A 23513-nucleotide genomic window follows, 5' to 3' on the forward strand; every position below is an offset into this window, starting at 1 on the left:
CAGTAAGAGTCTAAGATTGCCTTGCCCCTGTCAAGTTGTCAAATATATGATAATCGCTACTGTGATATGCTTTGCGAATGAATATCGAACTTCGCCAGCTGCGCTATTTCGCCACGGTCGCCGAGGAGCTGCATTTCGGACGCGCCGCGCGCCGGCTCCACATGACGCAACCGCCGCTGTCGCAGACCATCATGGCGCTGGAGGAGATGCTGGGCGCACCGCTGTTCGAGCGTAACCGGCGCAGCGTGGCGCTGACCGCGGCCGGCGAAGCCCTGCTGCCTGAGGCGCGCCGCATGCTCGAACAGTCTGCCGCCCTGCCCGCGCTGGTGCAGCGCGCGGCCAGCGGCGCCAGCGGGCGCCTGTCGCTGGCTTTCGTGTCGTCCGCCGACTACAGCGTGCTGCCGCCGACATTGCAGGCCTACCGTGCTGAATTCCCGCTGGTGGAGATCACGCTGAAGGAGGCCACCTCCGACCTGCAACTGGACGATCTGCTGGAAGGCCGCGTCGATGCAGGCCTGCTGATCCCGCCCCTGCCCGACCGTGCGCGCCAGGAACTCGACTACCTGCCCGTCCTGAGCGAACCGCTGGTGCTGGCCGCACCTGCGGGACTGCCTGCACTGGCGCGGGCGCGTACCGCCGACTTGCGCAGGCTGGCAGGCCTGCCCCTGATCATTTTCCCGCGCCATATCTCGCCCGGCCTGTACGATGCCATCCTGTCCGTGTTCCGCGAGGCAGGCATTACCGCCGAGGCGGGGCAGGAAGCGATCCAGATGCAGACCATCGTCAGCCTGGTATCGGCTGGCATGGGTATCGCACTTGTGCCACAATCCGTGTCGAATTTGCGCCGGCCAGGCGTGGAATACCTGCCCCTGGTCCAGAGCACGCCGCTGGTGGAAACCGGCCTGGCCTGGCGGCGCGACAATGCCTCGCCCGTGCTGCGCGGCTTTTTGGAATTGATGAGAAAGAGAATCTGAATGCCCTTAATGCATCCAATGCCCGATCCGGTCGCCGTCCACCTGGGTCCTGTGGCGATCCACTGGTATGGCCTGATGTACGTGCTAGCCTTTGCCATGTTTATCGCCTTGGGCCGCGTGCGCATCAAGCAGCCGCACATTGCCGCGCAAGGCTGGACCAAGGAAGACCTGGACGACATGCTGTTCTACGGAATGCTGGGCGTCATTGTTGGCGGCCGCCTGGGCGAAGTGTTCTTCTACCAGCCGGAAATGCTGCTGACGCCGCTGCGCATCTTCAAAGTGTGGGAAGGCGGCATGAGCTTCCACGGCGGCTTCCTCGGCGTATTGATCGGCATGGCGCTGTGGGGGCGCAAACGCAAGCGCAACCTGCTGGACGTGTATGATTTCATCGCGCCGCTGGTGCCGCTCGGTTATGCCGCCGGCCGCATGGGCAATTTCATCAACGCCGAACTGCCGGGGCGCATTGTCAGCGATCCGAACCTGCCATGGGCGATGATCTACCCGAACGTAGGCCCAATGCCGCGCCACCCCTCGGCCATCTACCAGATGCTGGTCGACGGCATCCTGGTGTTCTGCATCCTGTGGCCGTTCGCGCGCAAGGCCCGCCCTCGCCTGGCGGTCGGTGCGCTGTACGTGCTGCTGTATGGCTGCGCGCGTTTCTTCACCGAGTGGTTCCGCACGCCGGACTGGGAAATCACCGTGGCCGGCCTGCCGATCACTTCCGGTCAGATGCTGTCGCTGCCGATGATCATCGGCGCCATCATCATGCTGGTATGGGCCTACCGCTCAAACCAGCCCGATCGCGCCGGCCAGCGCGCCTAAGGCAATCAGCCACAAGGGATTCAGCTTGGTCGCATAGGCCGCCGCCGCGGCGGCCAGCGCCAGCACGATGCCGCGCCATCCGGCGCCGGCCACGCTCAGGAAAGTCCAGGCGGCGCCGGCCAGCATGCCGGCCGCCAGCGGCGCCAGCGCATCGCGCAGCGCGCCGGCCCAGCGCCCCTCCCCGCCGCCGTGGCGGTTGATCACCGTCCCCAGCGCCAGCACCAGGCAAGACGATGGCACGATTGCCGCCAGGGTAACCACGACGGCGCCCAGCCAGCCCTTGATCATCCAGCCGATCAGCGTGACGAACAGCAGGTTCGGGCCGGGCGCTGCTTGCGCCAGGGCGTACATGGCGGCGAACTGTTCATCGGTCAGCCAATGGTTCTGCACGGAGACGTAATGGTGCACGTCCGGCGCGACCAGCACCACGCCGCCGCCGATTGCCGTCAGCGACAGCACGGCAAGGTGCCATGCCAGCCCGCCCAGTTTGACGTCATCGCTCATGGTTTCCTCCAGACGAAGGCAAACAGCAGGAAGCCGATCGGCACCAGCGTGGCAACCACCGTGATGAGTCCGACCTTGGCTACCCCCAGGCCGATGAAAGCCGCCACCAGCAGCGCGACCTGTACCGCACGGCGGGCCGGCAGCGCAGAGCCGCGCAACATGCCGACCGCCAGCTTGAGCGCAGTCGCGAGGATCAGCCCGGACGCCGCTGCCGCCATGCCGCGCATGGCGTTGATGAACAGCGGATGGTGCGCCAGCTCCTGGTAGGCCGCGCCTAGCGCGATCACGATGAAGAATGGGCCAAGCAGGAGACCGGCCAGCGCGGAAAAGCCGCCTGCCACGCCGGCGTAGCGCTGGCCGACCATGACGGACAGGTTGCAGATCGTGGGCCCGGGCAGCAGCTGCGCGATGCTGAGGAGCTGGCCAAATTCAGCGGCGGTCAGCCACTGCGTGCGTTCAACCAGGTGGCGGTAGGCAAAGGGCAACACGCCGCCAAAGCCCTGCATCGCCATGTGTGAGAAGACCTTGAACAGCGCCCAGCATCCGATCCGTGCATCCTGCATCGCAACCTCCAATCAGCCGGCACGTCCGGCTGCCGCCGGGGCGCCGCCACGCATGCGCTACGCGAACGCGTGATAGGACATATATCCCGCCAGTGCAAACAGCACCACGGCAAACACCCGCTTGAGCGCCGCCACATCCATCTTGTGCGCCATGCGCGCGCCGAGCGGCGCCATGGTCACGCTGGCAGCCACGATCACGGCCAGCGCCGGCAAATAGACAAAGCCCAGCGAATACTGCGGCAGGCCCGGCTCGAACCAGCCAAAGTAAATATTCGACAAGGTGCCCGACAGCGCGATCGGGAAGCCCAGCGCCGCGCTGGTCGCCACCGCCTGGTGAATACGCACGTTACACCAGGCCATGAACGGCACCGAGATAAAACCTCCGCCCGCACCGACCAGCCCCGCTAGCGTGCCGATCACTCCACCGGCAGCGAACATGCCCGCTGTGCCAGGCAAATCGCGCCCGGCGGAAGGCTTCCGGTTGCGCAGCATCTGCAGCGCTGAAAACGCGACGAATAGCGCAAACAGCAGCGACAACGCCGAAGTATTCATTTGCTTGCCGATCCAGGGCCCGATCCACGAACCGAGCACGATGCCCGGCGCCAGCAACGCCACGATGCGCCACTGCACGGCGCCATGCCGGTGGTGCGCGCGCACCGATGACAAGGAAGTAAACATGATCGTCGCCAGCGAAGTCGCAATCGCCATATGCACCACCAGCCCGGGCGCAAAGCCCTTGGCCGTGAAGATCATGGTGATGAAGGGCACCAGCACCATGCCGCCGCCAATCCCCAGCAAGCCCGCCGCGTATCCGCCGCCCGCCCCCATCAGGAGCAGGACGCCGACCAGACTCCAATCCATCAATCGCCCTTCAGCAGCGCCATCACATGCTTCCACTGGGCCGGCGTGACCGGCGTGATCGACAGGCGGCTGCCCTTTTGCAGCACCACCATGTCTTCGAGCTGCGGCAGCGTACGCATTTCCGCCAGGGACAGCAGGCGCGTCTTGCGCACGCCCTTCACGTCGACGGAAATCCAGCGCGGCTGCTCCTGCGTCGCCTTCGCATCGTAATAATGGCTCTTGGGATCGAACTGGGTCGCGTCGGGATAAGGCCCGCTGGCCACTTCCGCGATGCCGGCAATACCGGGCTCGGGACAGGAGGAATGGTAGAACAGGACACCGTCGCCAACTTTCATCGCATCGCGCATGAAATTGCGGGCCTGGTAATTGCGCACGCCGAACCACGGCACCGTCTTGCCCTTGGCAGACATCACATCATCGATGCTCACTTCGTCGGGCTCAGACTTCATCATCCAGTATTGCATGGCTCTCCTCTGGGCGTAAAAAAACGGTTGCGCACCCTTGGGTGCTGGCAACCGCTTTTATGGAATGAGGCCCCGCCTGTGCCGTTATGCCGGCATCCCGAACCTTACGGTTCAAGGTGGTTGCAGTTAGTTCAACTTCGGGTTCATCAGACTAGTGACGCTCACGCCCGTCGAACAAATTTCCGCAACCGATGCGTGTAAATGGTTCAAGGAATATATGGCAAATCTCGAACACCGCAGGGTGACACGAAGTTTACTCCTCAAACGTTTTGCGGGAAAGGCCTTTAAGACAATTTTTGGGAATTAGAAGAGATTCTCTTGCGGGGTCAGCGCGTTGTCGAGCACCTTGTGCATGGCGCCCAGCTTCTCCTGCACTTCCAGCATCGACGGGCCGCCGTTGGCAGTTTTCGATGCCAGGAATTCCGCCGCCATGCCCAGCGCCGCCATCACGGCGATGCGGTCATTGCCCTTGACTTTGCCGGCGTCGCGGATGGCACTCATCTTTTTGTCGAGCAGGTTGGCCGCTTCGCGCAGCGCGCGTTCTTCATCGGCCTTGCATGCCAGCTTGTAGGGCTGGCCCATGATGGTCACGTCGACATGGATCATTGCGCATCCTCAGGAGTGTCTGCTTCGGCAGCGGGGATTTTGTCCAGCAGCGCCATCACGCGGGCATGCGCTTCGCCCAGGCGGCGTTGGTATTCAAGATTATCGGCTACCAGGGCTGCATTTGCCTGGCGCAACTGAGCGTTCTCACGGCGCAAGGTGTGCGCGAGTTCCGCCAGGCGGTCGATTTTATCGGAAAGTTCTTGGAAGTCTGCGATCATCCCGAAACTATATGGCCGTACGGTTGCACGGTCAACTTGGTGTTAAACATTCTTACGATTGTAGCTCATTTGAAAGGATGGCCCGCAATCTTGCGCGCCGCCGCTGCGATGTCGATGCACACGTCCTTGAATGCGCCGCCGATGTCGGCCAGGTCATTGCCTAGCTCCCTGAACCAGATGCCAAGGCTCATGATCCGTCTCCCGTGATTGAACCCCGCCATTACACCAAACGAAAATGACAGCTGGCCCACGCTTTGATTACAAAGCTGTAATCGAGCGCCGTTCGCATTGACGGCGCTTTGGCATTTCCTGACAATGCTGGGCATGAAAGCCCTACTGGTAGAAGACGAACAGCGGATCGCGAGCTTTGTATGCAGCGGATTGCGCGAACAAGGCATCCTGGTGGACCATTGCGAAGATGGGAACCAGGGCTATGACTACGCGCTGTCACGCCAGTACGACATCATCCTGCTCGACATCATGGTGCCGGGCCGCGACGGCCTGGCGATCCTGAAAGCCCTGCGCCGCGACGGCCGCGATACGCCGGTGATCCTGCTCACCGCGCGCAATGAACTGGACGACCGGCTGGAAGGCCTGAACCTGGGCGCCGACGATTACCTGGCCAAGCCGTTCTATGTGGAAGAACTGATTGCCCGCATCCACGCCCTGCTGCGCCGCGTGAGCGGCGAGCGGCAGAACGTGCTGACCGCCGGCCCGCTCAAGCTGGACCGCCTGTCGCGCGTGGCGGAACTCGATGGCCGCGAAGTAGAACTGACCAGCCGCGAATTCAACCTGATGGAATACCTGATGCGCGCCCCGGGCCGGGTGTATACCCGCACCCAGATCCTCGAGCATGTTTGGGGCTACGATTTCGACCCGCAAACCAATATGGTCGACGTCTGCATCCAGCGCCTGCGCAAGAAGCTGGCCTTGCCCGAACACGTAGCCATCGAAGCAGTGCGCGGCGTCGGCTACCGCCTGCGCAAGCCCGACGGCGAAGCATGACGCCGTCGCACCGCCCCTTCATCCGTTCGTACCGGCTGCGGGTGGCGCTGACGACCGGCGGCCTGGTCACGGCGGTGGTGGCCGTGCTGTTTGTCGCCGCCGCCCTGACCTTGCTAAACCGGCGCGCAGCCATCATCGACCGCGTCATGCTGGCCCAACTGGCCGGGCCGGGCTTCGGCGCTTCGCCGGTCCCGCTCTGGAATGCCATCGACGCCCACCTGAACGCCAGCTTCAGCGGCTTTGCGCCGGAAGGAGACGACGAGAAATTCGCCATCCTGCGCGCGGCGGACGATGCGCGCGGCGTGATTTACCAAAGCCCCAACTGGCCCGCTTCGCTGCTGGTGCCGGAAGCGAACGACAGGCAGCTGCGCACTTACTACGGCGGCGGCAGCCAATGGCGCATCGGCCAGGTCCGGCGCGGCAGCGTGCTGGTGCAGATGGGCGTCAACACCACCCTGTCGGAAGCGCAGCTGGCCGTGTCGATCAAGCGCTTCGGCGCATTCGTGGTCGTGCTGTGCCTGATCGTATGCGGCGTGGCCTGGTACCTGGCCGGGCGCGCCATGCGTCCGATCGAGCACCTGAGCAGCGTGATGGAGCGCATTCGCGCCAGCGATTTGCGCCAGCGCGTGGCGGCCGACGAGGAGGTGCAGGAGTTCGAGCGCCTGGTCACGGTGTTCAACGACATGCTGGACCGGCTCGAGCGCAGCTTCCTGCAGTCGGCCCGCTTCTCCGGCGACGCCGCGCACGAACTGCGCACGCCGGTCTCGATCCTGCAGGGCGAGCTGGAACGGGCCTTCGAACGCGCCGCCGCCTATCCGGAACTGGAACAGTCGCTGGCCGACATGCTGGACGAAGTGCGCCGTCTCGACAACGTGGTGCGCAAGCTGCTGATGCTGTCGCGCGCGGACGCCGGCCAGCTCCAGATACCGATGCAGGCGCTCGACCTGGTGCCGGTCCTGCGCGAACTGGCCGACGACCTGGACCTGATGGCGCCCGAGCGCCCGCTGCGGCTTGACATGCCGCCGCGCATGCAGGCGCAAGGCGATGCGGACCTGCTGCGCCAGGTACTGCAAAACCTGGTCAGCAATGCCGTCAAATACGGCGTGCCGCAAGGCTGGATCGCCATCACCGGCCGCCGCACCGCCAGCGGCTGGCAGATCGACGTGGCCAACGCCTCCGCCGGCATCGCCATCGAGCAGCGCGACCGCCTGTTCGACCGCTTCTACCGCGCCGGCCATGCCTACAACCGCCGCGTGGCCGGCGTGGGACTGGGCCTGGCCCTGGCGCGCGAGATCGCCCGCGCCCACGGCGGCGAACTGCGCCTGTCCGACTGCACCTCCAGCGAGGTGACGTTCAGCCTGTCCCTGCCTGCAAGCGCAAGCGACAACTGACTAGCATTTCAGGCATATCAAGCTCCCAAGAAATATAGCCGTCCGGAAATGCCAAACACCCTTCGTTCATAGAGAGGACGTGCCGGCACGCCCTTCCCGCGCACGCTTGCATGAGCTCCCGTTGCGACAGCAAGCTGAACTTGTCATTATTTATTTACGAAAAGACCACAAATTCTGACAAGTTTTGCTGGGAGGGACTATGCAGTACAAGCAGGTCGAACGGGTCGACGCTGCGCTGGACGCAACACGCACCGACGACCCCTTTCGCGATGACCGCTTGCTGGCGGAAATGCAGGACATCGTCACCGGGGAGAACACCTTCGGCATCAGATTAGTCGACACGCCCGAAGGGCGTAGCAAGGCTAGCATGCTGATCCACAAGATGTACGCCTGGCGTGGCCTGGAGGGCACCCATGCACTGACCGATGACCCGAACCGCGTCACGCTCATGGCGCACAACCGCGACGAAGCAGTCGGCACGCTGACCCTGGGGCTGGACAGCCCATCCGGCATCCTGGCCGACCAGCTGTTCCGCGCCGAGATCGACGCCTTCCGGGCGCGCGGCAAACGTGTCTGCGAATTCATCAAGCTGGCCTTCGACATGGGGCCAAAATCGAAGAGCTACCTGGCAGCGCTGATCCACCTGGCCGTCATGTATGCCTACGACATCCACCGCTACGACGTGCTGTTCATCGAAGTCACGCCGCGCCATCGCCAGTTCTACCAGCGCATGCTCGGCTTTCGCCAGCTTGGCGAAGAGGTCGTCAATCCGCGCGTCAACGTGCGCGGGGTGCTGATGCACATCGAACTGTCGTACATGAAGGAGCAGATCCGCCTCCATGGCGGACAGCCCGATTCCGAGGAACGTTCCTTCTATCCCCTGTTCTTCTCGCAGCATGAAGAAGCGGGAATCATCAACCGCCTGCGGGAACAGGAATAATCGCCATGGCCGAATCCAACACCGAACGCCGCTTCGATTACGAGCAAGCCTTCTCGCGCAATATCGGCTGGGTCACCGAAGCGGAGCAGCAGGCACTGCGCAACAAATGCGTGGCGATCGCCGGCGTCGGCGGCGTGGGCGGCGTGCATTTGCTGGCCTTGGCGCGCATGGGCGTGGGCGCCTTCCACCTGGCCGACTTCGACACCTTCGACATCCCCAACTTCAACCGCCAGGCCGGCGCCTTCATGTCGACGCTGGGCCAGCCCAAGGTGGAGGTGATGGCGCGCATGGCGCGCGACATCAACCCCGAAGTCAAGATCCGCACCTTTCCGCAGGGCGTCAACCAGGGCAACCTGCGCGATTTCCTGCAGGGGGCGGACGTGTATGTCGACGGGCTCGACTTCTTCGCCTTCGAGGCGCGCAAGCAGACCTATGCCATGTGCGAGGCGCTGGGCGTGCCGGCCACTTGCGCGGCGCCGCTGGGCATGAGCGTGGCGGGCCTGAACTTCGTGCCGGGCGGGACGACCTTCGAAGAGTACTTCGGCTGGGGCGACCTGCCGGAGCTGGACATGGCAATCCGCTTCCTGGTCGGCCTAGCGCCGGCCGCCCTGCATCGCAGCTACCTGGTGCCGGGCGGTATCAACCTGGCGGAGCGGCGCGGCGCCTCGACCTCGATGGCTTGCCAGCTTTGCTCGGGCGTGGCCGCCACCCAGGCCGTCAAGATGATGCTCAAGCGCGGCAAGATCCTGGCCGCACCGCATGGCTTCCAGTACGACGCCTATCGCGACAAATTCGTCTACACCTGGCGACCGGGCGGCAATAGCCATCCCCTGAACTGGCTAGCAATTCAGTTAGCCAAGCGCAAATTCTCGGCAATGCTTGCCGCGCAGTCGAAATAAATGCAGTTTAATTTTAAATTAATACTCACGCCGAGCGCGGCATAAAAAGTCACACAAAATATCAAAACATGCGAATGCTCACCAAATATATCATCCAAGTCATTGAATTTGCTACTTAATCTTGAGAAGCTACATGTCGGAATATTTTACAGAGCAGGCCGCGCAGCGCAAACAACATGGTTTGAAAGTTAATACTAAGTTTTTGTTTTTCGGCCGCATTTTAAATGTGGCATATGTATTGCTTTGATAAAGATCATGACCTGAACAAATTTAATGCTCAGTCATCCCAAAACTGGTGCTTTATCCTCTCAACGGAGAAATGTAATGAAGATTCTCACACCTAGCGTTCGCGGCCTGGCCGCCAGCATGCTGCTAGCGTTTGGCGCTCTGGCAACTGGCAGCGCTGCCGCTGCACCCTCCTTCCAGGTGGACCCAACGGGACTGGCACCTGCCGGCAACATCTTCACCGCCGACGCCATCAACGGCGTGTCGTCCGCGCGCGTGGCCTATACCGGCGTGGGCAACAATTACGTGTCCAACGGCTACATCGTGTTCAGCGGCTTTTCGCTGAATTCGAACAACGTGTCGACTACGGATACCCGCGTCAACTTCGACTATGGCTTGTATGCCACGTTCCACCAGGACTTCTCTTGCAGCGGCATTCTTGGCCCGGGCGTTTCCTGCACCCCGACCGCGCTGTCGCTGCAGCTGTGGGCCGACGTCGGCAACGACAACACCTATAACCAGGCCGTGGTCGGAACCGATCCGTCCATTAACTTTGCCGGCGCCCAGACCCAGCTGGCCTGGTCCGACTTTGCCTACAATGGCGTAGGCGGCATCGACAACCTCGGCGGCGTGTTCCAGAACGTCACCATGAGCTGGTTCCTGACCGCGGAAGGCAAAGCCTACTTCTTCGACCCGGATCCGTTCTACACTGCCTCGTTCGCAGCATTCAACAACACCACGCAAGGCGTCGATTGCGATACCGTGGATTGCACCAACGCCCTCGACATTGCCATCACGCAGGAAGGCGGTATCCTCGATTTTGTCGCCCCCGTCCCTGAACCGGGCGTGCTGGGGTTGCTCGGCATCGGCCTGCTCGGCATGGCCGGCGTGCATCGCCGCAAACAGCATTGATCTGCGTGCGTGACCATGATGGGACCGGCGACGGTCCCATTTTTCTTTTATAACTGCCCCGCTTTACCCCCTCCCCGCCACTCGCGCGCCATGCCGTTGCATCTCTGGCATGATTGATATCAATTCAACGCTTGACCAAGCGCAAAGAAATTCCCTTGAAAAGGGAAAGTGTCGTCCCTATAATTGTTGGCACTCGTTAGCCGAGAGTGCTAACAACTGTCAATAAACCGAGTAAAAGGAGTTTTGTATGAACCTTCGCCCTTTGCATGACCGCGTCATCGTCAAACGCCTGGACCAGGAAACCAAGACCGCGTCCGGCCTGATCATCCCTGATGCAGCCGCTGAAAAGCCGGACCAGGGTGAAGTGCTGGCAGTTGGCAACGGCAAAGTTGCTGACAACGGCACCGTGCGTGCTCTGGAAGTGAAAGTGGGCGACCGCGTTCTGTTCGGCAAATACGCCGGCCAAGCCGTCAAGGTAGACGGCCAGGAACTGCTGGTAATGCGCGAAGAAGACATCATGGCCGTGGTACAGAAGTAATCACAGCCCCCTAGATACAGAATTCAGGAGAAACAAACATGGCAGCTAAAGAAGTCATTTTCGGCGATTCCGCACGTTCCAAGATGGTCGAAGGCGTGAACATCCTCGCCAACGCAGTGAAAGTCACCCTGGGCCCGAAAGGCCGCAACGTGGTGCTGGAGCGCTCCTTCGGCGCCCCAACCGTCACCAAGGACGGCGTTTCGGTCGCCAAAGAGATCGAACTGAAAGACAAGCTGATGAACATGGGCGCGCAGATGGTCAAGGAAGTCGCTTCCAAGACCTCCGACAACGCCGGTGACGGTACCACCACCGCAACCGTGCTGGCCCAGGCCATCGTCCGCGAAGGCATGAAATACGTTGCCGCCGGCATGAACCCGATGGACCTGAAGCGCGGCATCGACAAGGCAGTTGCTGCCACCGTCGAACAGCTGAAGTCCATCTCCAAGCCATGCACCACCTCCAAGGAAATCGCCCAGGTTGGCGCGATCTCCGCCAACTCCGACGCATCGATCGGCGAGCGCATCTCCGAAGCGATGGAAAAAGTGGGCAAGGAAGGCGTCATCACCGTTGAAGACGGCAAGTCCCTGCACGACGAGCTGGACATCGTGGAAGGCATGCAGTTCGACCGCGGCTACCTGTCCCCATACTTCATCAACAACCAGGAAAAGCAAGTTGCCGTCCTGGAGAACCCATTCGTCCTGCTGTGCGACAAGAAGATCTCCAACATCCGCGACCTGCTGCCAGTACTGGAGCAAGTAGCAAAAGCCGGCCGTCCACTGCTGATCATCGCTGAAGACATCGAAGGCGAAGCACTGGCGACCCTGGTGGTCAACAACATCCGCGGCATCCTGAAGACCTGCGCAGTGAAAGCTCCTGGCTTCGGCGACCGTCGCAAGGCCATGCTGGAAGACATCGCCATCCTGACCGGCGGCCAGGTAGTGGCTGAAGAAGTCGGCCTGACCCTGGAAAAAGCCACCCTGGCAGAACTGGGCCAAGCCAAGCGCATCGAAGTGGGCAAGGAAAACACCATCGTCATCGACGGCGCAGGCGAAGCTTCGGCCATCGAAGGCCGCGTGACACAGATCCGCACCCAGATCGAAGGCGCGACCTCCGACTACGACCGCGAAAAACTGCAAGAGCGCGTGGCCAAGCTGGCCGGCGGCGTTGCCGTGATCAAGGTTGGCGCAGCCACCGAAGTCGAGATGAAAGAGAAGAAGGCCCGCGTTGAAGACGCACTGCACGCAACCCGCGCAGCTGTGGAAGAAGGCATTGTGCCAGGCGGCGGCGTAGCCCTGCTGCGTGCCCGCGCTTCGCTGAACGTGAAAGGCGACAACGCCGACCAGGACGCCGGCATCAAGATCGTGCTGCGCGCCATGGAAGAGCCACTGCGCATGATCGTCACCAACGCCGGCGAAGAAGCTTCGGTGGTTGTGAACGCCGTCCAAGCCGGCACCGGCAACTACGGCTACAACGCTGCCAACGGCACCTACGGCGACATGGTTGAAATGGGCGTGCTGGACCCAGCCAAGGTAACCCGTTCCGCTCTGCAGAACGCAGCCTCCATCGCTGGCCTGATGCTGACCACCGACTGCATGGTTGCTGAAGTCGTAGAAGACAAGCCAGCCGGCGGCATGGGTGGCATGGGCGGTATGGGCGGCATGGGTGGCATGGACGGCATGATGTAATCGCCGACAGCCTCACAGCTGACTAAAAAGCCTGCAAGGTTTGCGCCTTGCAGGCTTTTTCTTCATTGAGATACATCATTTCCCCTATGCGCAAAAAGAAGCCGGCAAATAACCGTGCTACAATCACAATAACTTTTACGCAACCTTCATTTAATTTCGACAATATGAAGAAACTTCTGACCGCCCTCCTGTTTGCCGTCGCAGGCACCGCCTATGCGGGCCCGATGGAATTGATCACCAATGGCAGCTTTGAAAAGAACGGCGTCGCCGCTGGTTCCTGGACCATCAAGTCCGCGCTGGACGGATGGAGCGTCGGCTCAAAAGGCGTTGAAGTGCGCAATAACGTGGCCGGTACGGCCCAGGACGGCGGCAACTTCCTGGAACTGGATTCCTCGGTCAATAGCTGGATCAGCCAGACCATCGACACCGTCGCCGGCGGCAGGTACAACCTGTCTTTCTACTACGCCCCGCGCGAACACACATCGGCCGCCACCAACGGCATCGACGTGCTGTGGAACGGCAATCTGCTGAAGCACGTCGAGCAGGACAACTTCACCTCGAAGACCAATTGGTTCAAGATTGAGTTGTCGATGTTTGCCGTCGGCAGCCTGTCGAACCTGAGCTTCCAGGCTTCCGGCATCAGCGACAGCATCGGCGGTTCGCTCGATAACGTCTCGCTGAAAGCCGTACCGGAGCCTGCAACCATCGCCTCGATGCTGCTCGGCCTGGGCATGATGGGCCTTGCCCTGCGCCGCCGCAAGCAGTAAGCGTCCACTCTGCGTATCCCGAAAGCCTGCCTGGTTCACGCCTCGCAGGCTTTTTAATTCTGTTAGTATTGGCGCACTTTCACCGCATGGTCGTGCCAAGCAATGTCTTCCTCCCGTAAATCCGCCATCGCCGGCGCCGTTGCCGGCCTGCTCCTTGCAGGTATCGGTGCCTGGTATGCAAGCAATCACAACATCCATGCAACTGCTGCGCCGATGGCCGCTGCGGCGCCTGTGGCCATGCCAGCAGCGAAAGCAAACCTGAGCCGCGACCAGGCGGTTGAAAAACTGATGGCGCTGCCGGAGCTGAAACGGCTGGCGGACGCCATCGAAAAGCGCAGCGGCGGCGAGCGCCATGGGGCGCTGCTTGAAACCGATCCGGCGCCGCGCGACGTGAACGGCAGCCCTTATTACCAGCTCATTTTCGTGGAGAACGGCGACGACATGGCGCAAGCTGTGGCCAGCTTTCTGGTCTCGCACGTGAACGGCGATATCCTGGTTGAAGACGATATCAGCGGCGAGCTGATGTCGCTCGATCAATGGCGCAAAGGTTTGAAGGACTAGACCATGTACACCCTCTATTACGGCAAAGGTGCAGCCAGCCTGGCGATCCACGCGGCGCTGAAAGAGATCGGCGTGCCTTACGAACTGGTGGCAATCGACCTTGAAGCGGGCCAGCAGCGCAGTCCTGAATACCTGCGCATCAACCCGCAAGGCAAGGTGCCTACCCTCCTCATCGACGGCAAGCCCTTCGCCGAATCGGCGGCCCTGATGCTGATGCTGGCCGAACGCCACCCGCAATCGAACCTGGCGCCGCCTGCCGGCTCGCTGGCACGGGCCGAATGGTACGAGTTGATGGTGACGCTGGCGAACAGCCTGGGCAACAATTTCCGCCTGTGGTTCTACCCGTCCGACCTTGGAAGCACGAATGACGACAGCGCGCTGCGCAGCGCAATCCGGCAGCGGATTGAAGCGACGTGGGCCACGCTCGATGCCCGCCTGGCCGATAATGGCCCTTACCTGCTGGGCGAAACGTTTTCCGGCGCGGACCTGATGCTGACCATGTACATGCGCTGGTCGCGCAACATGCCGCGTCCTGCAACTGCCTGGCCGGCATTGCAACAACATGCCGACATGATGCGCGCGCGCCCAAGCTGGCGCCACATTACGGAAGCTGAAGCATTAACTGGATGGTAAAGATGTTCAAGAAGTTGTTTGCGGCGTTCAGCGCCAAGTCAAAAGTCCGCGCTGACGCGCCGTACGGCACGGAAGAGTTAAACACCGTGCACAAGATGCTGTTCGCAGACGATGCCGGCCAGCTCTTTGGCGAAGCTCCCGACGCGCGCGTGGTGCAAGCCATCGCACAGGACGCAAGCGAAGAATCGCGCGTGCGGCTGCTGGCTGCGCACTGGCTGCGCGCCAACGGCCATGCCCCGGCCGCGCCGGAAGTGCTGGGCGTGGTGATTGAAGTGCCGCTGGACGGCAGCATGGACACCCTGGCCGCCTACGCCGACGGGCGCGTGCGCTACATCAACCAGACCGGGCGCACCGCCGTTTTCGAAGGGGCGCCGGCCGACGTGGCGGCGCAGGCGAAAGTGCTGGTCGCAAGCGCCATCCCGGCCTTCATCAAGGCTTCGCCGCAAAGACCGGCGTATACGCCGGGCCCGGGCCAGTTGCGCTTCACCTTCCTGTCGCAGGACGGCAATCGCGTCACCGACGGCTTCTTCAGCGACGTCGTGCGCGATGAACTGGCCAAGCCCGTGCTCGAGCAAGGCCAGCGGCTGCTGGACCTGGTGGTCAAGCAAGGGAACGCGCAGTAAGCGGGACGTGCGCGCTCTGCACCCGCCCGATCCACCATACCGAGAACACGATAAGCACCGAGGCAATGACGCCGATGGTGCCGTATCCCAGCAAGCGCCCTGCCGCATCGGTATGCACCAGCAGGCCGCCGGCAAAGGCGCCAATCCCCGTTCCCATCTGCTGGACCGCCGCGTTCGCGCTGAGGAAAGCGCCGCGCCGCTGCGGCTCGGGGATGGTGGTCAGCAGCGCCTGCAACGGCACGAAGCGGCCCGACATGGCGACCATGAAGAATGGGAAGAACAGCATGATCGCCAGCAGCGGGATGTGCGGCATATGCGTCATGAACAGCGTCGGCGCAATCGAGAACAGCGCCACCCAGCGGAATACGCGTTGCTTGCCGGCCCGGTCGGACCAGCCGCCAATCAGGCGTGAGCTGAACAGGGTCGCAATGCCGCCGCACAGGTAGACGTAGCTGATCTGCGCCGGTTCGATGCCCAGGTTCCCGACCAGCATGGGCGAAATGAAGGGAATCACCATCATGCCGCTGACTGTCACCACAAAGCACAGCAGGAAACCGCGCAAGTGGGCGCCCACCGTGAACAGGCCAAACAGCTCGGGCAGCACGCGCGCCAGCGGCACCGGCGCGTTCGCCAGGTGCGCAGTCATCGCAGGCAGGGTGCGCGCAGCGACCAGCCACACGACCATCGACAGTACTACCAGCAGATAGAACGGCGACTGCCAGCCGAAGTGCGCGCCAAGCATGACGCCGATCGGCACGCCCGCGATCGCGGCCATGCTGAAGGAAGTCATCACGACGCCGGTGGCGGCGCCGCGGCGTTCCTGCGGAATCAGGTCGGCGATGATGGACATGCTGATCGCCCCCAGCACGCCGCCGGTCATGCCGGCAAAAGCTCGCGACAGCACCAGCACGTGGAAATTCGGCGCCAGGGCGCAGGCCAGGTTCGACAGGTTGAACAGCATGAACACGGTCAGTTGCAGCTTCTTGCGGTCAAAGCGGTCGGCATAGGTTGCCGCCAGCAGGCCGGAAAGCCCGGCGCACCAGGCGTAGGCCGATACAGCGCCGGAAACCTGGGCGGCGCTGATGGTGAATGCCTTCATCAATTGCGGAGCAAGCGGCATCATGACCATGAAGTCCATGATGACGGTGAATTGTATGAACGCCAGCAGCCACAGGACTGTGCGTTCGCGTTGCGGAGTGAGTGTCTGGGTCATCAGCTGAGTTGGTTAATGTCGTTGATGGCGCGCTTGAGGATAGCGCGAATTGCGTCGACGTGCTCGCGGCTGGCACTCGGGCCGCGGCCGCGGGTGATGACGGCGTCTTTCAGGGCATGCATCAGGGTGCGCAAATCCCCCCCGTCTTCCCCCCTCGCGTTTTCCACCAGGCGCGCCATGTAGGCGTCCACCATATTGCGGTTCTCGTCGAGGAACTGCTGCCCTTCCGGCAAGACCGAATACAGCTTCTTGTTGCCATCCTTGACGATGTCCACATGGCCCATGTCGGCCATCATCGACAGCAGCGGGTAGATCGCGCCCGGGCTGGGCGAGTAGCTGCCGCCGGTCAGCGTTTCCAGTTCCTTGATGATTTCGTAGCCGTGGCGCGGCTTGTCGGCGATCAGTTGCAGCACGACGTAGCGCATGGCGCCAGCGTCAAACATCTTCGGCCCGCGGCCGCCGCCGCGCTGGTGATGGTGGTGTTCATGGTGCAGCCGGTGGTGGCCGCGGAAAAAATGGAACATGGCTTTCTCCCGGAAAGTTAAGATATATCTCATTAAGACATATCTTAACTCATTTTTTGCAAAATGCAAGAAGCTTGAATGTTAAATCCCGCATGGAAGCCAACCGGCGTGCGCCCCACAATGGCCTCACTTAGGGGAGATAGGATGGAAAACCATAAACAACACGGCGTATTGCCAGGGCGCCTGGTCATGCTCGGCTTCGGCAGCATCGGCCAGGCCGTGGTGCCCTTGCTGTTTCGGCATTTCGGGCTGGAGCCGTCCCAGCTCACCGTCGTGTCGCGCGGCCCGGACAAGAGCGGCGTCGCCGAGGAATATGGCATCGACTACCAGGCTACGCCGCTGCAGGAGGGGAGTCTCGAGAGCATCCTCGATCCCCTGCTGCGCAAGGGCGACTTCCTGCTAAATCTTTCAGTCGACGTGTCGAGCCTGGACCTGATCCGCTATTGCTGGCGGCGTGGCGTCCTTTATCTCGACACATGCACGGAACCGTGGAAGGGGTTTTACGATGACGAAGACCTATCGTTGTCGCAGCGTTCGAACTACGCGCTGCGCGAGGCAGTGCTGGCCTTCCGCCTCGACAAGCGCCACGGCGCGACAGCCGTGGTGACGCAAGGCGCCAATCCGGGCCTGGCCTCCGTGCTCGTCAAACAGGCGCTGATGAATATGGCGCGCGACCAGCGCCTCGAAGTGGCGCGCCCCGACTGCTACGAAGACTGGGCCAGGCTGGCGCACCAGCTGGATATCAAAGTAATCCACATCGCCGAACGCGACACGCAAGTCTCCAGCCGCCGCAAGGCGCGCGACGAATTCGTCAACACCTGGTCGGTGGACGGCTTCGTCAGCGAGGGCTTGCAGCCGGCGGAGCTGGGCTGGGGCAGCCATGAGAAGCATTGGCCGGCCGACGCCGCCCGCCACGGCTACGGCAGCGACGCCGCCATTTATCTGAAGCGCCCCGGCATTGCCACCCGCGTGCGAAGCTGGACGCCGCTCGAGGGGCCTTATCACGGCTTCCTCGTCACGCACGCCGAGTCGATTTCGATCGCCGACCACCTGACGCTGCGAGAAAACAATGAAGTGGTATACCGCCCTACCGTGCACTATGCCTACCATCCCTGCGACGACGCAGTGCTGTCGCTGCACGAAGTGGCCGGCAAGAACTGGCAGCAGCAAAGCGAACAGCGCATCATCGGCAAGGAAATCGAAAGCGGGATGGACGAACTGGGCGTGCTCCTGATGGGTAATTCGAAAGGCGCCTACTGGTTCGGTTCGCGCCTGGACATCGAACAGGCGCGCGAACTGGCGCCGCACAACTCGGCGACTTCGCTGCAGGTGGTGGCGGGCATCCTGGGCGGCATGGCATGGGCCCTGCGCAATCCCGATTGCGGCGTGGTGGAGCCGGACGACATCGACGACCAGCTGGTCATGGAAATCGCCGCGCCCTACCTGGGCGAGCTGGTTGGCGTATATAGCGACTGGACGCCTCTCAAGGAGCGCAGCGGCCTGTTCGACGAGCCGCGCGACCTGGAGGATCCCTGGCAGTTCCTGAACTTCCGCGTCACCTGATATGGGCACGCTGCTGCGCAAAGAACTGGGCGTCATCGAGAACTCATACTATGAGGCGAGCGTGCAGCGCGCCGCTGCCCTGCCCCCGTTGGCAGGCAGCACCAGCGCGGACGTCTGCGTGATTGGCGGCGGCCTGGCCGGGCTGTCCGCCGCACTGGAGCTGGCGGAACGCGGCTATTCCGTGGTCTTGCTGGAAGCGCAGCGCCTGGGCTGGGGCGCGTCGGGCCGCAATGGCGGGCAGGTATTGCCCGGCTTCGGCAACGACGGCGAGTCCGCCATCGAGCGCCAGTTGCCGCGCGAGGACGCGCGCCGCGCATGGGACGCCTCGGTGGCAGGCGTGCAGCTGCTGCGCAAGCGCATCGACAAGTACAGCATCGATTGCGACTACAAGCCCGGCGCACTCAGCCTGGCCGTCAAGCCGGGCAAGATGCGCGCGCTTGAAGCCTGGGGGCGGCATGTGGAAAAAGCCTACGCTTATCCGCTGCACTGGATTTCGCCGCACGAGATCGGCCGATGGATCGACAGCCCGCGCTTCCATGCCGGCGTGGCCGACATGGGCGGCGGGCATGTGCATCCGCTCAAGTACACCCTGGGTCTTGGGCGCGCGGCGATGGCAGCCGGCGTGCGCATCTTCGAGGATTCCCCGGTATTCCTGCTGGAGCGCGGCAATACGCCGCTTGTGCACACCGCCCAGGGACAGGTGGCCGCGCGCTTTGTTGTGCTGGGCGCGAACGTCTATCTCGCCGAGTATGGCAACCTGGTGCCGCAGGTGAGTGCGCGCATCATGCCGGTGGGGACGTATATCGTCGCCACTGAAGCACTCAGCAAGGAACATGCAGACAGCCTGCTGCCGCGCCGCAGTGCCGTGTCGGATACCAATTTCGTACTGGATTACTTCCGCTTCAGCGCCGACCACCGGCTGCTGTTCGGCGCCGGCGACAGCTACAGCGCCAAGACGCCGGCCAACCTGGTCGAACGCATCCGGCGCCGCATGGTCGCCGTGTTTCCGCAACTGGCGGACGTGGGCATCGATTACGCGTGGGGCGGCTTCATCGACATCAGCATGAACCGCGCCCCGGACCTGGGGCGGATCGGCCACAACATCTATTACATGCAAGGCTTCTCAGGCCACGGCCTGGCCTTCACCGGCATGGCCGGCCTGCTGGTGGCGGAAGCGATTGCAGGACAGGCCGAGCGCTTCGACATCTTCGCGCGCATCAAGCACGCCCCCTTCCCCGGCGGCACGCTGCTGCGTACGCCGGCGCTGGTCTTGGGCATGCTCTACTTCCAGATGCGAGATCTATTTTGAAAGTCGGGGTCAGGTCTGGCAATCCGCCAAAATGGCGGATTGCCAGACCTGAACCCGACTTTCAATTATCAAGGTGGGAGATTTGCAGGCGGCGGCTTTCCTGCACCACGCCGTTGGCTTTGTGCTCCAGCACCAGTTCGGCGTTTTGCTCGTCCAGCGAGATGCCGACTGACAGGATGTCGATCAGCAGCAGCTGCAGGATGCGCGAAATCATCGACAGGAAGGCGCTGCTGTCTTCCGTGTGGTCGACCGCCAGGCAAACCGTAGCCTTTTTGGCCAGCGGCGATTGGCTGCTGGTGATGGCGATGACGTCGGCCCCGGCGTTGCGGGCTGATTCCACCGCTTCAACCAGCTCCGGCAGCTTGCCGGAATTGGAAATCGCGATCACCACGTCCCCCGGCTTCAACAGTTCGGACGCAAGCTTGAACAGGTGGGAGTCGCCGTAGGCGGCGGTCGGAATGCGGAAGCGGAAGAACTTGTGCTGGCCATCCAGGGCTACCACGCGCGAGTTGCCCATGGCGTAGAACTCGACCTTCTTGGCCTTGGACAGCAGCTCGATCGCGCGGTCCAGCGAGTGCACGTCCATCTGGTCGCGGAACTTCAGGATCGCGGAAACCGTGTTGTCGATCACCTTGGCGCTCAGGTCGTGCGTGCTGTCCGATACGCGCACCTGGCTGTGACGCACCGGAATGGCGCCGGTCAGGCTGGACGCAAACTTCAGCTTGAAGTCGGCCAGGCCCTGGAAGCCCAGCGAGCGGCAGAAGCGGATCACGGTCGGCTGCGATACTTCCGCCAGCCGTGCAATGTCGGCGATCGGTTCGTTCAGCACCAGGCGCGGCTGCTCGATCACCAGTTGCGCAACGCGCTGTTCGGCCGGGGTCAATTCCGACTTCAGCGACTGCACGCGTTCCATCAGGGTGTTGGCGCCGGTGCGGCCGCGCAGGTGTTCGGACAAGATCGTGGCGACGCCGTAGAACGCCGGGTTCGGCGTGGTGATGACATACGTCGGGATGTCGGCCAGGTAGGACGAGAAACGTCCCTTGGCTTCGAAGCGGCTGCGGAACGGCGACTCCTTGAACCATTCGCCCATGCGAGGCACGATGCCGCCGCCGATGAAGATGCCGCCAAAGGAACCGAGCGTCACCGCCAGGTTGGCCGCGGCGCCGCCCAGCATGGCGCAGAAGCATTCCAGCACTTCGAGGCAAAGCGCATTCCTGTCTTTCAGCGCGCCGGCGATGATCTGCTGCGAGGTCAGGTCGCGCACGCTCAAGCCGTTGCGGCGCGCCAGCGCACGGTAGATGATTTCCATGCCGGGGCCGGAAATCAGCCGTTCGTTCGACACGTGCGGCCAGGTCTGCCAGGCGTATTGCAGGATCGCGTATTCACGTTCGTCGGCCGGCGCAAAGTTGGTATGGCCGCCTTCAGAACCAAGGGTCACGAAACCGTCGGTGGTCGGGATCACGCCAGAGCAGCCCAGGCCAGTACCGGGGCCGAGCACGCCGATCACCGAGTTCTGCGCCGGCGAGCCGCCGCCAACCTGCATCAGGTCTTCCGCCTTGAAGCCGGGGATCGCCATCGCCAGCGCCGTGAAGTCGTTCACCACCAACAGGGTGTGCAGGCCCAGTTCACGCCGCACTTCGTCGGTGGAGAACTGCCAATCGCGGTTGGTCATGCGGATGTAATCGCCATGCACCGGGTTGGCCAGCGCCAGCGCGCCGTGATTGAGGTTGATGTCGCCGTGATCCGCCAGGTAGTTGCGCAATAGCGGGACGATGCCGGTGAAGTCGTCGCACTGCAGCACCCGCACTGCCTGGAACTCGCCAGGTGCGGTTTGCAGCGCCAGGCGCGCATGGGTGGCGCCGATGTCAGCCAGCAGGCGGGGGCCGTCCGCAAAAGCGGATCGGTTAGCTTTTGGGTCTGCCTCTATCTGTTTCATTGTCTTTTAAGTATTAGATAACGCCTTAAAGGCGGGAGGATACCCGAAAAACAAGGCCCCGTGCGTAGACGGGGCCTCTTATATTTATACTACGTAGCCAAACCAGGCGCCGTAGCCTGGCAACTGGACCTCTTCGCCGGCCACTTCGCCCGGAAGGCCCGGCTGCTCCAGCTTTTGCGCCCCCTTGGCTGCCGGCAGCGCGAAATTGACCGGCGCCGCGCCGAGGTTAAACAGCGCCAGCACGCTGCGCTGCCCTTCCAGGTCGCGCCGCAGTGCCAGCACCGGCTCCGGCGCGTCGTAGAACACGATGTCGCCGCGCGTCAGCTGCGGCATGGTCTTGCGCCAGGCGATCATTCGGCGCGCGAAGTTCAGCGGCGAATCCGGGTCTTCTTCCTGCACCGAGGCGGCGATGGCCCTGTGCTCCTCCGCCACCGGCAGCCACGGTGTGCCTGAAGTGAAACCGCCGTGCGCGCCAGTGGTCCAGGCAATCGGGGTGCGGCAACCGTCGCGCCCCTTGAACTCGGGCCAGAAAGTCTTGCCGTAAGGGTCCTGGATCAACTCATAAGGTACATCGGCTTCGCTGAACGCCAGCTCATCGCCCTGGTACAGGCAAGGCGTGCCTTTTAGCGACAGCTGCATGGCCAGCACCAGCTTGGCGAAAGCTGCCTGGTTGCTCATGCCGTTCCAGCGCGTCACCACGCGCACGGCGTCGTGATTGCCGACCGACCAGGATGGCTGGCCGTCCTTGACGCGCGCCTTGAAGTCTTCCACCTGCTTGCGGATATGGCCTGCGCTGCTGTCGGCAGTCAGCAGGTTGAAGCTGTAAGCCATGTGCAGCTTGTTGCCGCCGGCGGTGTATTCGGCCATCACGGCCAGCGAATCGTCGGCGCCCACTTCGCCGATCGCCACCGCGCCGTATTCGTCCAGCAGCAGGCGCAGCTTTTCCAGGAAGGCCACGTTTTCCGGCTGGCTCTTGTCGTGGATGTGCGCCTGCATGCCGTAGGGGTTGGCGTCGCTCACGGTGGAAGTGTCGCGCACCAGGGCCGGCGGGTTGCTGCGCAACTGGCGGTCGTGGAAGTGGAAGTTGCAGGCATCCATGCGCACGCCGTCGACGCCGCGCTTCAGCCAGAAGCGCAGCGCGTCGAGGTGGGCCTGTTGCACTTCCGGATTATGGAAGTTCAGGTCCGGCTGGCTGACCAGGAAATTGTGCATGTAATACTGCTTGCGGCGCGAGTCCCACTGCCACGACGAGCCGCCGAACACGGACAGCCAGTTGTTGGGCGGGTTACCGTCCGGCAGCGGATCGGCCCAGACATACCAGTCGGACTTGGGATTGTCGCGCGAGGAACGGCTCTCCTTGAACCATGGATGGTCTTCGGAAGTGTGCGACATGACCTGGTCGATCATGATCTTCAGGCCCAGGCTGTGGGCCTTGGCGATCATGCGGTCGAAGTCGGCCAGGGTGCCGAACATCGGGTCCACATCGCAGTAGTCGGCCACGTCGTAGCCGAAATCGCGCATCGGGGATTTGAAGAACGGCGAGATCCAGATGATGTCCACGCCCAGCTTGGCGATGTAGTCGAGGCGATCGGTAATGCCATTCAGGTCGCCGATGCCGTCACCGTTGGTGTCCAGGTAACTGCGCGGATAAACCTGATAAATGATTGCTTCTTTCCACCAAGGTGTGCTCATATTCCTCATCCCGAGTCAAAAACAGTTATGTAGATAATATACATGATGACTGCGGGAAGTTCAAATACTATGAATCCTTAAAAAT

General features: G+C 62.4%; 26 protein-coding genes and 1 other RNA gene. 15 read left to right on the plus strand and 12 right to left on the minus strand.

Going from position 1 to position 23513, the window contains the following annotated elements:
* Positions 1 to 77 precede the first annotated feature (77 nt).
* A complete protein-coding gene (locus ACN9MY_RS25655; RefSeq protein WP_426336326.1) occupies positions 78 to 974 on the plus strand; it encodes a LysR family transcriptional regulator in 897 nt (298 codons plus the stop codon).
* The gene (gene lgt / locus ACN9MY_RS25660) at positions 975 to 1796 is read left to right on the plus strand and encodes a prolipoprotein diacylglyceryl transferase (RefSeq protein WP_426336327.1); all 822 of its coding nucleotides are present in this window, start codon (positions 975 to 977) and stop codon (positions 1794 to 1796) included.
* Here lgt and ACN9MY_RS25665 read toward each other — a convergent pair.
* The 8 genes from ACN9MY_RS25665 to ACN9MY_RS25700 form a co-directional block, all read right to left on the minus strand.
* On the minus strand, positions 1761 to 2300 hold the full coding sequence (locus tag ACN9MY_RS25665) for a chromate transporter (protein WP_426164100.1): 540 nt from the start codon (positions 2298 to 2300) through the stop codon (positions 1761 to 1763). The two genes, lgt and ACN9MY_RS25665, sit on opposite strands and share 36 nt — an antisense overlap.
* Positions 2297 to 2863, minus strand: a complete 567-nt coding sequence (locus ACN9MY_RS25670; RefSeq protein ID WP_426164102.1) for a chromate transporter — start codon at positions 2861 to 2863, stop codon at positions 2297 to 2299. The genes ACN9MY_RS25665 and ACN9MY_RS25670 overlap by 4 nt, the downstream gene beginning before the upstream one ends.
* Positions 2864 to 2920: 57 nt before the next feature.
* Entirely contained in the window at positions 2921 to 3724 is an 804-nt protein-coding gene (locus tag ACN9MY_RS25675) for a sulfite exporter TauE/SafE family protein (protein ID WP_426336328.1), read from the minus strand.
* Positions 3724 to 4188: an EVE domain-containing protein gene (locus ACN9MY_RS25680; RefSeq protein WP_426319047.1), complete on the minus strand. Its 465-nt coding sequence runs from the start codon at positions 4186 to 4188 to the stop codon at positions 3724 to 3726. The genes ACN9MY_RS25675 and ACN9MY_RS25680 overlap by 1 nt, the downstream gene beginning before the upstream one ends.
* Before the next feature lie 65 nt (positions 4189 to 4253).
* A non-coding RNA gene (gene ssrS / locus ACN9MY_RS25685) (6S RNA) lies at positions 4254 to 4434 on the minus strand.
* Positions 4435 to 4491: 57 nt separating this feature from the next.
* Positions 4492 to 4794 (minus strand): cell division protein ZapA, encoded by a 303-nt coding sequence (locus ACN9MY_RS25690; protein ID WP_057260583.1) that lies wholly within the window; start codon positions 4792 to 4794, stop codon positions 4492 to 4494.
* On the minus strand, positions 4791 to 5012 hold the full coding sequence (locus ACN9MY_RS25695) for a hypothetical protein (RefSeq protein ID WP_426164108.1): 222 nt from the start codon (positions 5010 to 5012) through the stop codon (positions 4791 to 4793). The genes ACN9MY_RS25690 and ACN9MY_RS25695 overlap by 4 nt, the downstream gene beginning before the upstream one ends.
* Positions 5013 to 5077: 65 nt before the next feature.
* Positions 5078 to 5203, minus strand: coding sequence for a hypothetical protein (locus ACN9MY_RS25700; protein ID WP_426164111.1), 126 nt, complete (start codon positions 5201 to 5203; stop codon positions 5078 to 5080).
* Between the two features lie 133 nt (positions 5204 to 5336).
* Here ACN9MY_RS25700 and ACN9MY_RS25705 point away from each other — a divergent pair, with 133 nt between their 5' ends.
* From ACN9MY_RS25705 to ACN9MY_RS25755, 11 genes are all read left to right on the plus strand, one after another.
* Positions 5337 to 6017 carry a response regulator transcription factor gene (locus ACN9MY_RS25705; protein ID WP_426164113.1) on the plus strand — a complete coding sequence of 227 codons (681 nt, stop codon included), beginning with the start codon at positions 5337 to 5339 and terminating at the stop codon, positions 6015 to 6017.
* Positions 6014 to 7408, plus strand: coding sequence for a sensor histidine kinase (locus ACN9MY_RS25710; protein ID WP_426319048.1), 1395 nt, complete (start codon positions 6014 to 6016; stop codon positions 7406 to 7408). Before ACN9MY_RS25705 ends, ACN9MY_RS25710 begins: the two co-directional genes overlap by 4 nt.
* A 199-nt stretch (positions 7409 to 7607) precedes the next feature.
* Entirely contained in the window at positions 7608 to 8348 is a 741-nt protein-coding gene (locus tag ACN9MY_RS25715; protein WP_426164118.1) for an N-acyl amino acid synthase FeeM domain-containing protein, read from the plus strand.
* 5 nt (positions 8349 to 8353) lie between these two features.
* Positions 8354 to 9247, plus strand: coding sequence for a ThiF family adenylyltransferase (locus ACN9MY_RS25720; protein WP_426319049.1), 894 nt, complete (start codon positions 8354 to 8356; stop codon positions 9245 to 9247).
* Between the two features lie 324 nt (positions 9248 to 9571).
* On the plus strand, positions 9572 to 10384 hold the full coding sequence (gene pepA, locus ACN9MY_RS25725; protein ID WP_426319050.1) for a flocculation-associated PEP-CTERM protein PepA: 813 nt from the start codon (positions 9572 to 9574) through the stop codon (positions 10382 to 10384).
* Positions 10385 to 10631: 247 nt separating this feature from the next.
* Positions 10632 to 10922, plus strand: coding sequence for a co-chaperone GroES (gene groES, locus ACN9MY_RS25730; protein ID WP_028101749.1), 291 nt, complete (start codon positions 10632 to 10634; stop codon positions 10920 to 10922).
* A gap of 38 nt (positions 10923 to 10960) precedes the next feature.
* Entirely contained in the window at positions 10961 to 12607 is a 1647-nt protein-coding gene (gene groL / locus ACN9MY_RS25735) for a chaperonin GroEL (protein WP_426336329.1), read from the plus strand.
* Positions 12608 to 12771: 164 nt separating this feature from the next.
* A complete protein-coding gene (locus ACN9MY_RS25740) occupies positions 12772 to 13374 on the plus strand; it encodes a PEP-CTERM sorting domain-containing protein (protein ID WP_426164128.1) in 603 nt (200 codons plus the stop codon).
* Positions 13375 to 13476: 102 nt separating this feature from the next.
* Entirely contained in the window at positions 13477 to 13935 is a 459-nt protein-coding gene (locus ACN9MY_RS25745; RefSeq protein ID WP_426164131.1) for a hypothetical protein, read from the plus strand.
* Between the two features lie 3 nt (positions 13936 to 13938).
* The gene (locus ACN9MY_RS25750; protein WP_426336330.1) at positions 13939 to 14568 is read left to right on the plus strand and encodes a glutathione S-transferase family protein; all 630 of its coding nucleotides are present in this window, start codon (positions 13939 to 13941) and stop codon (positions 14566 to 14568) included.
* 2 nt (positions 14569 to 14570) lie between these two features.
* Positions 14571 to 15191 (plus strand): hypothetical protein, encoded by a 621-nt coding sequence (locus tag ACN9MY_RS25755; RefSeq protein WP_426336331.1) that lies wholly within the window; start codon positions 14571 to 14573, stop codon positions 15189 to 15191.
* Here ACN9MY_RS25755 and ACN9MY_RS25760 read toward each other — a convergent pair.
* Complete coding sequence (locus ACN9MY_RS25760; RefSeq protein ID WP_426336332.1) at positions 15169 to 16404, minus strand: MFS transporter; 1236 nt, start codon at positions 16402 to 16404, stop codon at positions 15169 to 15171. The two genes, ACN9MY_RS25755 and ACN9MY_RS25760, sit on opposite strands and share 23 nt — an antisense overlap.
* On the minus strand, positions 16404 to 16928 hold the full coding sequence (locus tag ACN9MY_RS25765) for a PadR family transcriptional regulator (RefSeq protein ID WP_426336333.1): 525 nt from the start codon (positions 16926 to 16928) through the stop codon (positions 16404 to 16406). The genes ACN9MY_RS25760 and ACN9MY_RS25765 overlap by 1 nt, the downstream gene beginning before the upstream one ends.
* 144 nt (positions 16929 to 17072) lie before the next feature.
* Between ACN9MY_RS25765 and ACN9MY_RS25770 the strand changes: the two genes are divergently transcribed.
* Positions 17073 to 18491, plus strand: coding sequence for a homospermidine synthase (locus ACN9MY_RS25770; protein WP_426319054.1), 1419 nt, complete (start codon positions 17073 to 17075; stop codon positions 18489 to 18491).
* Between the two features lies 1 nt (position 18492).
* A complete protein-coding gene (locus ACN9MY_RS25775; RefSeq protein ID WP_426319055.1) occupies positions 18493 to 19800 on the plus strand; it encodes an NAD(P)/FAD-dependent oxidoreductase in 1308 nt (435 codons plus the stop codon).
* 61 nt (positions 19801 to 19861) lie between these two features.
* Here the strand turns inward: ACN9MY_RS25775 and ACN9MY_RS25780 are convergent, their stop codons facing one another.
* Both ACN9MY_RS25780 and ACN9MY_RS25785 read right to left on the minus strand, forming a co-directional pair.
* Positions 19862 to 21736, minus strand: coding sequence for a glucokinase (locus ACN9MY_RS25780; protein ID WP_426319056.1), 1875 nt, complete (start codon positions 21734 to 21736; stop codon positions 19862 to 19864).
* An 84-nt stretch (positions 21737 to 21820) separates the two neighbouring features.
* On the minus strand, positions 21821 to 23428 hold the full coding sequence (locus ACN9MY_RS25785; protein WP_426336334.1) for an alpha-amylase family glycosyl hydrolase: 1608 nt from the start codon (positions 23426 to 23428) through the stop codon (positions 21821 to 21823).
* Positions 23429 to 23513 lie beyond the last annotated feature (85 nt).

The organism is Pseudoduganella sp. R-31, assembly GCF_049913235.1.
GTDB lineage: Bacteria > Pseudomonadota > Gammaproteobacteria > Burkholderiales > Burkholderiaceae_D > Rugamonas.

Excerpts from the sequence above, each read along its gene's own strand:
- ACN9MY_RS25690 (WP_057260583.1), bottom strand. The coding sequence starts at position 4,794 with ATGATCCATGTCGACGTGACCATCATGGGCCAGCCCTACAAGCTGGCA.
- ACN9MY_RS25740 (WP_426164128.1), top strand. The coding sequence starts at position 12,772 with ATGAAGAAACTTCTGACCGCCCTCCTGTTTGCCGTCGCAGGCACCGCC.
- ACN9MY_RS25750 (WP_426336330.1), top strand. The coding sequence starts at position 13,939 with ATGTACACCCTCTATTACGGCAAAGGTGCAGCCAGCCTGGCGATCCAC.
- ACN9MY_RS25755 (WP_426336331.1), top strand. The coding sequence starts at position 14,571 with ATGTTCAAGAAGTTGTTTGCGGCGTTCAGCGCCAAGTCAAAAGTCCGC.
- ACN9MY_RS25695 (WP_426164108.1), bottom strand. The coding sequence starts at position 5,012 with ATGATCGCAGACTTCCAAGAACTTTCCGATAAAATCGACCGCCTGGCG.
- ACN9MY_RS25775 (WP_426319055.1), top strand. The coding sequence starts at position 18,493 with ATGGGCACGCTGCTGCGCAAAGAACTGGGCGTCATCGAGAACTCATAC.
- ACN9MY_RS25700 (WP_426164111.1), bottom strand. The coding sequence starts at position 5,203 with ATGAGCCTTGGCATCTGGTTCAGGGAGCTAGGCAATGACCTGGCCGAC.
- ACN9MY_RS25665 (WP_426164100.1), bottom strand. The coding sequence starts at position 2,300 with ATGAGCGATGACGTCAAACTGGGCGGGCTGGCATGGCACCTTGCCGTG.
- ACN9MY_RS25720 (WP_426319049.1), top strand. The coding sequence starts at position 8,354 with ATGGCCGAATCCAACACCGAACGCCGCTTCGATTACGAGCAAGCCTTC.
- ACN9MY_RS25675 (WP_426336328.1), bottom strand. The coding sequence starts at position 3,724 with ATGGATTGGAGTCTGGTCGGCGTCCTGCTCCTGATGGGGGCGGGCGGC.
- ACN9MY_RS25745 (WP_426164131.1), top strand. The coding sequence starts at position 13,477 with ATGTCTTCCTCCCGTAAATCCGCCATCGCCGGCGCCGTTGCCGGCCTG.
- groL (WP_426336329.1), top strand. The coding sequence starts at position 10,961 with ATGGCAGCTAAAGAAGTCATTTTCGGCGATTCCGCACGTTCCAAGATG.
- ACN9MY_RS25710 (WP_426319048.1), top strand. The coding sequence starts at position 6,014 with ATGACGCCGTCGCACCGCCCCTTCATCCGTTCGTACCGGCTGCGGGTG.
- pepA (WP_426319050.1), top strand. The coding sequence starts at position 9,572 with ATGAAGATTCTCACACCTAGCGTTCGCGGCCTGGCCGCCAGCATGCTG.
- ACN9MY_RS25705 (WP_426164113.1), top strand. The coding sequence starts at position 5,337 with ATGAAAGCCCTACTGGTAGAAGACGAACAGCGGATCGCGAGCTTTGTA.
- ACN9MY_RS25785 (WP_426336334.1), bottom strand. The coding sequence starts at position 23,428 with ATGAGCACACCTTGGTGGAAAGAAGCAATCATTTATCAGGTTTATCCG.
- ACN9MY_RS25760 (WP_426336332.1), bottom strand. The coding sequence starts at position 16,404 with ATGACCCAGACACTCACTCCGCAACGCGAACGCACAGTCCTGTGGCTG.
- ACN9MY_RS25765 (WP_426336333.1), bottom strand. The coding sequence starts at position 16,928 with ATGTTCCATTTTTTCCGCGGCCACCACCGGCTGCACCATGAACACCAC.
- ACN9MY_RS25655 (WP_426336326.1), top strand. The coding sequence starts at position 78 with ATGAATATCGAACTTCGCCAGCTGCGCTATTTCGCCACGGTCGCCGAG.
- lgt (WP_426336327.1), top strand. The coding sequence starts at position 975 with ATGCCCTTAATGCATCCAATGCCCGATCCGGTCGCCGTCCACCTGGGT.
- groES (WP_028101749.1), top strand. The coding sequence starts at position 10,632 with ATGAACCTTCGCCCTTTGCATGACCGCGTCATCGTCAAACGCCTGGAC.
- ACN9MY_RS25670 (WP_426164102.1), bottom strand. The coding sequence starts at position 2,863 with ATGCAGGATGCACGGATCGGATGCTGGGCGCTGTTCAAGGTCTTCTCA.
- ACN9MY_RS25770 (WP_426319054.1), top strand. The coding sequence starts at position 17,073 with ATGGAAAACCATAAACAACACGGCGTATTGCCAGGGCGCCTGGTCATG.
- ACN9MY_RS25680 (WP_426319047.1), bottom strand. The coding sequence starts at position 4,188 with ATGCAATACTGGATGATGAAGTCTGAGCCCGACGAAGTGAGCATCGAT.
- ACN9MY_RS25715 (WP_426164118.1), top strand. The coding sequence starts at position 7,608 with ATGCAGTACAAGCAGGTCGAACGGGTCGACGCTGCGCTGGACGCAACA.
- ACN9MY_RS25780 (WP_426319056.1), bottom strand. The coding sequence starts at position 21,736 with ATGAAACAGATAGAGGCAGACCCAAAAGCTAACCGATCCGCTTTTGCG.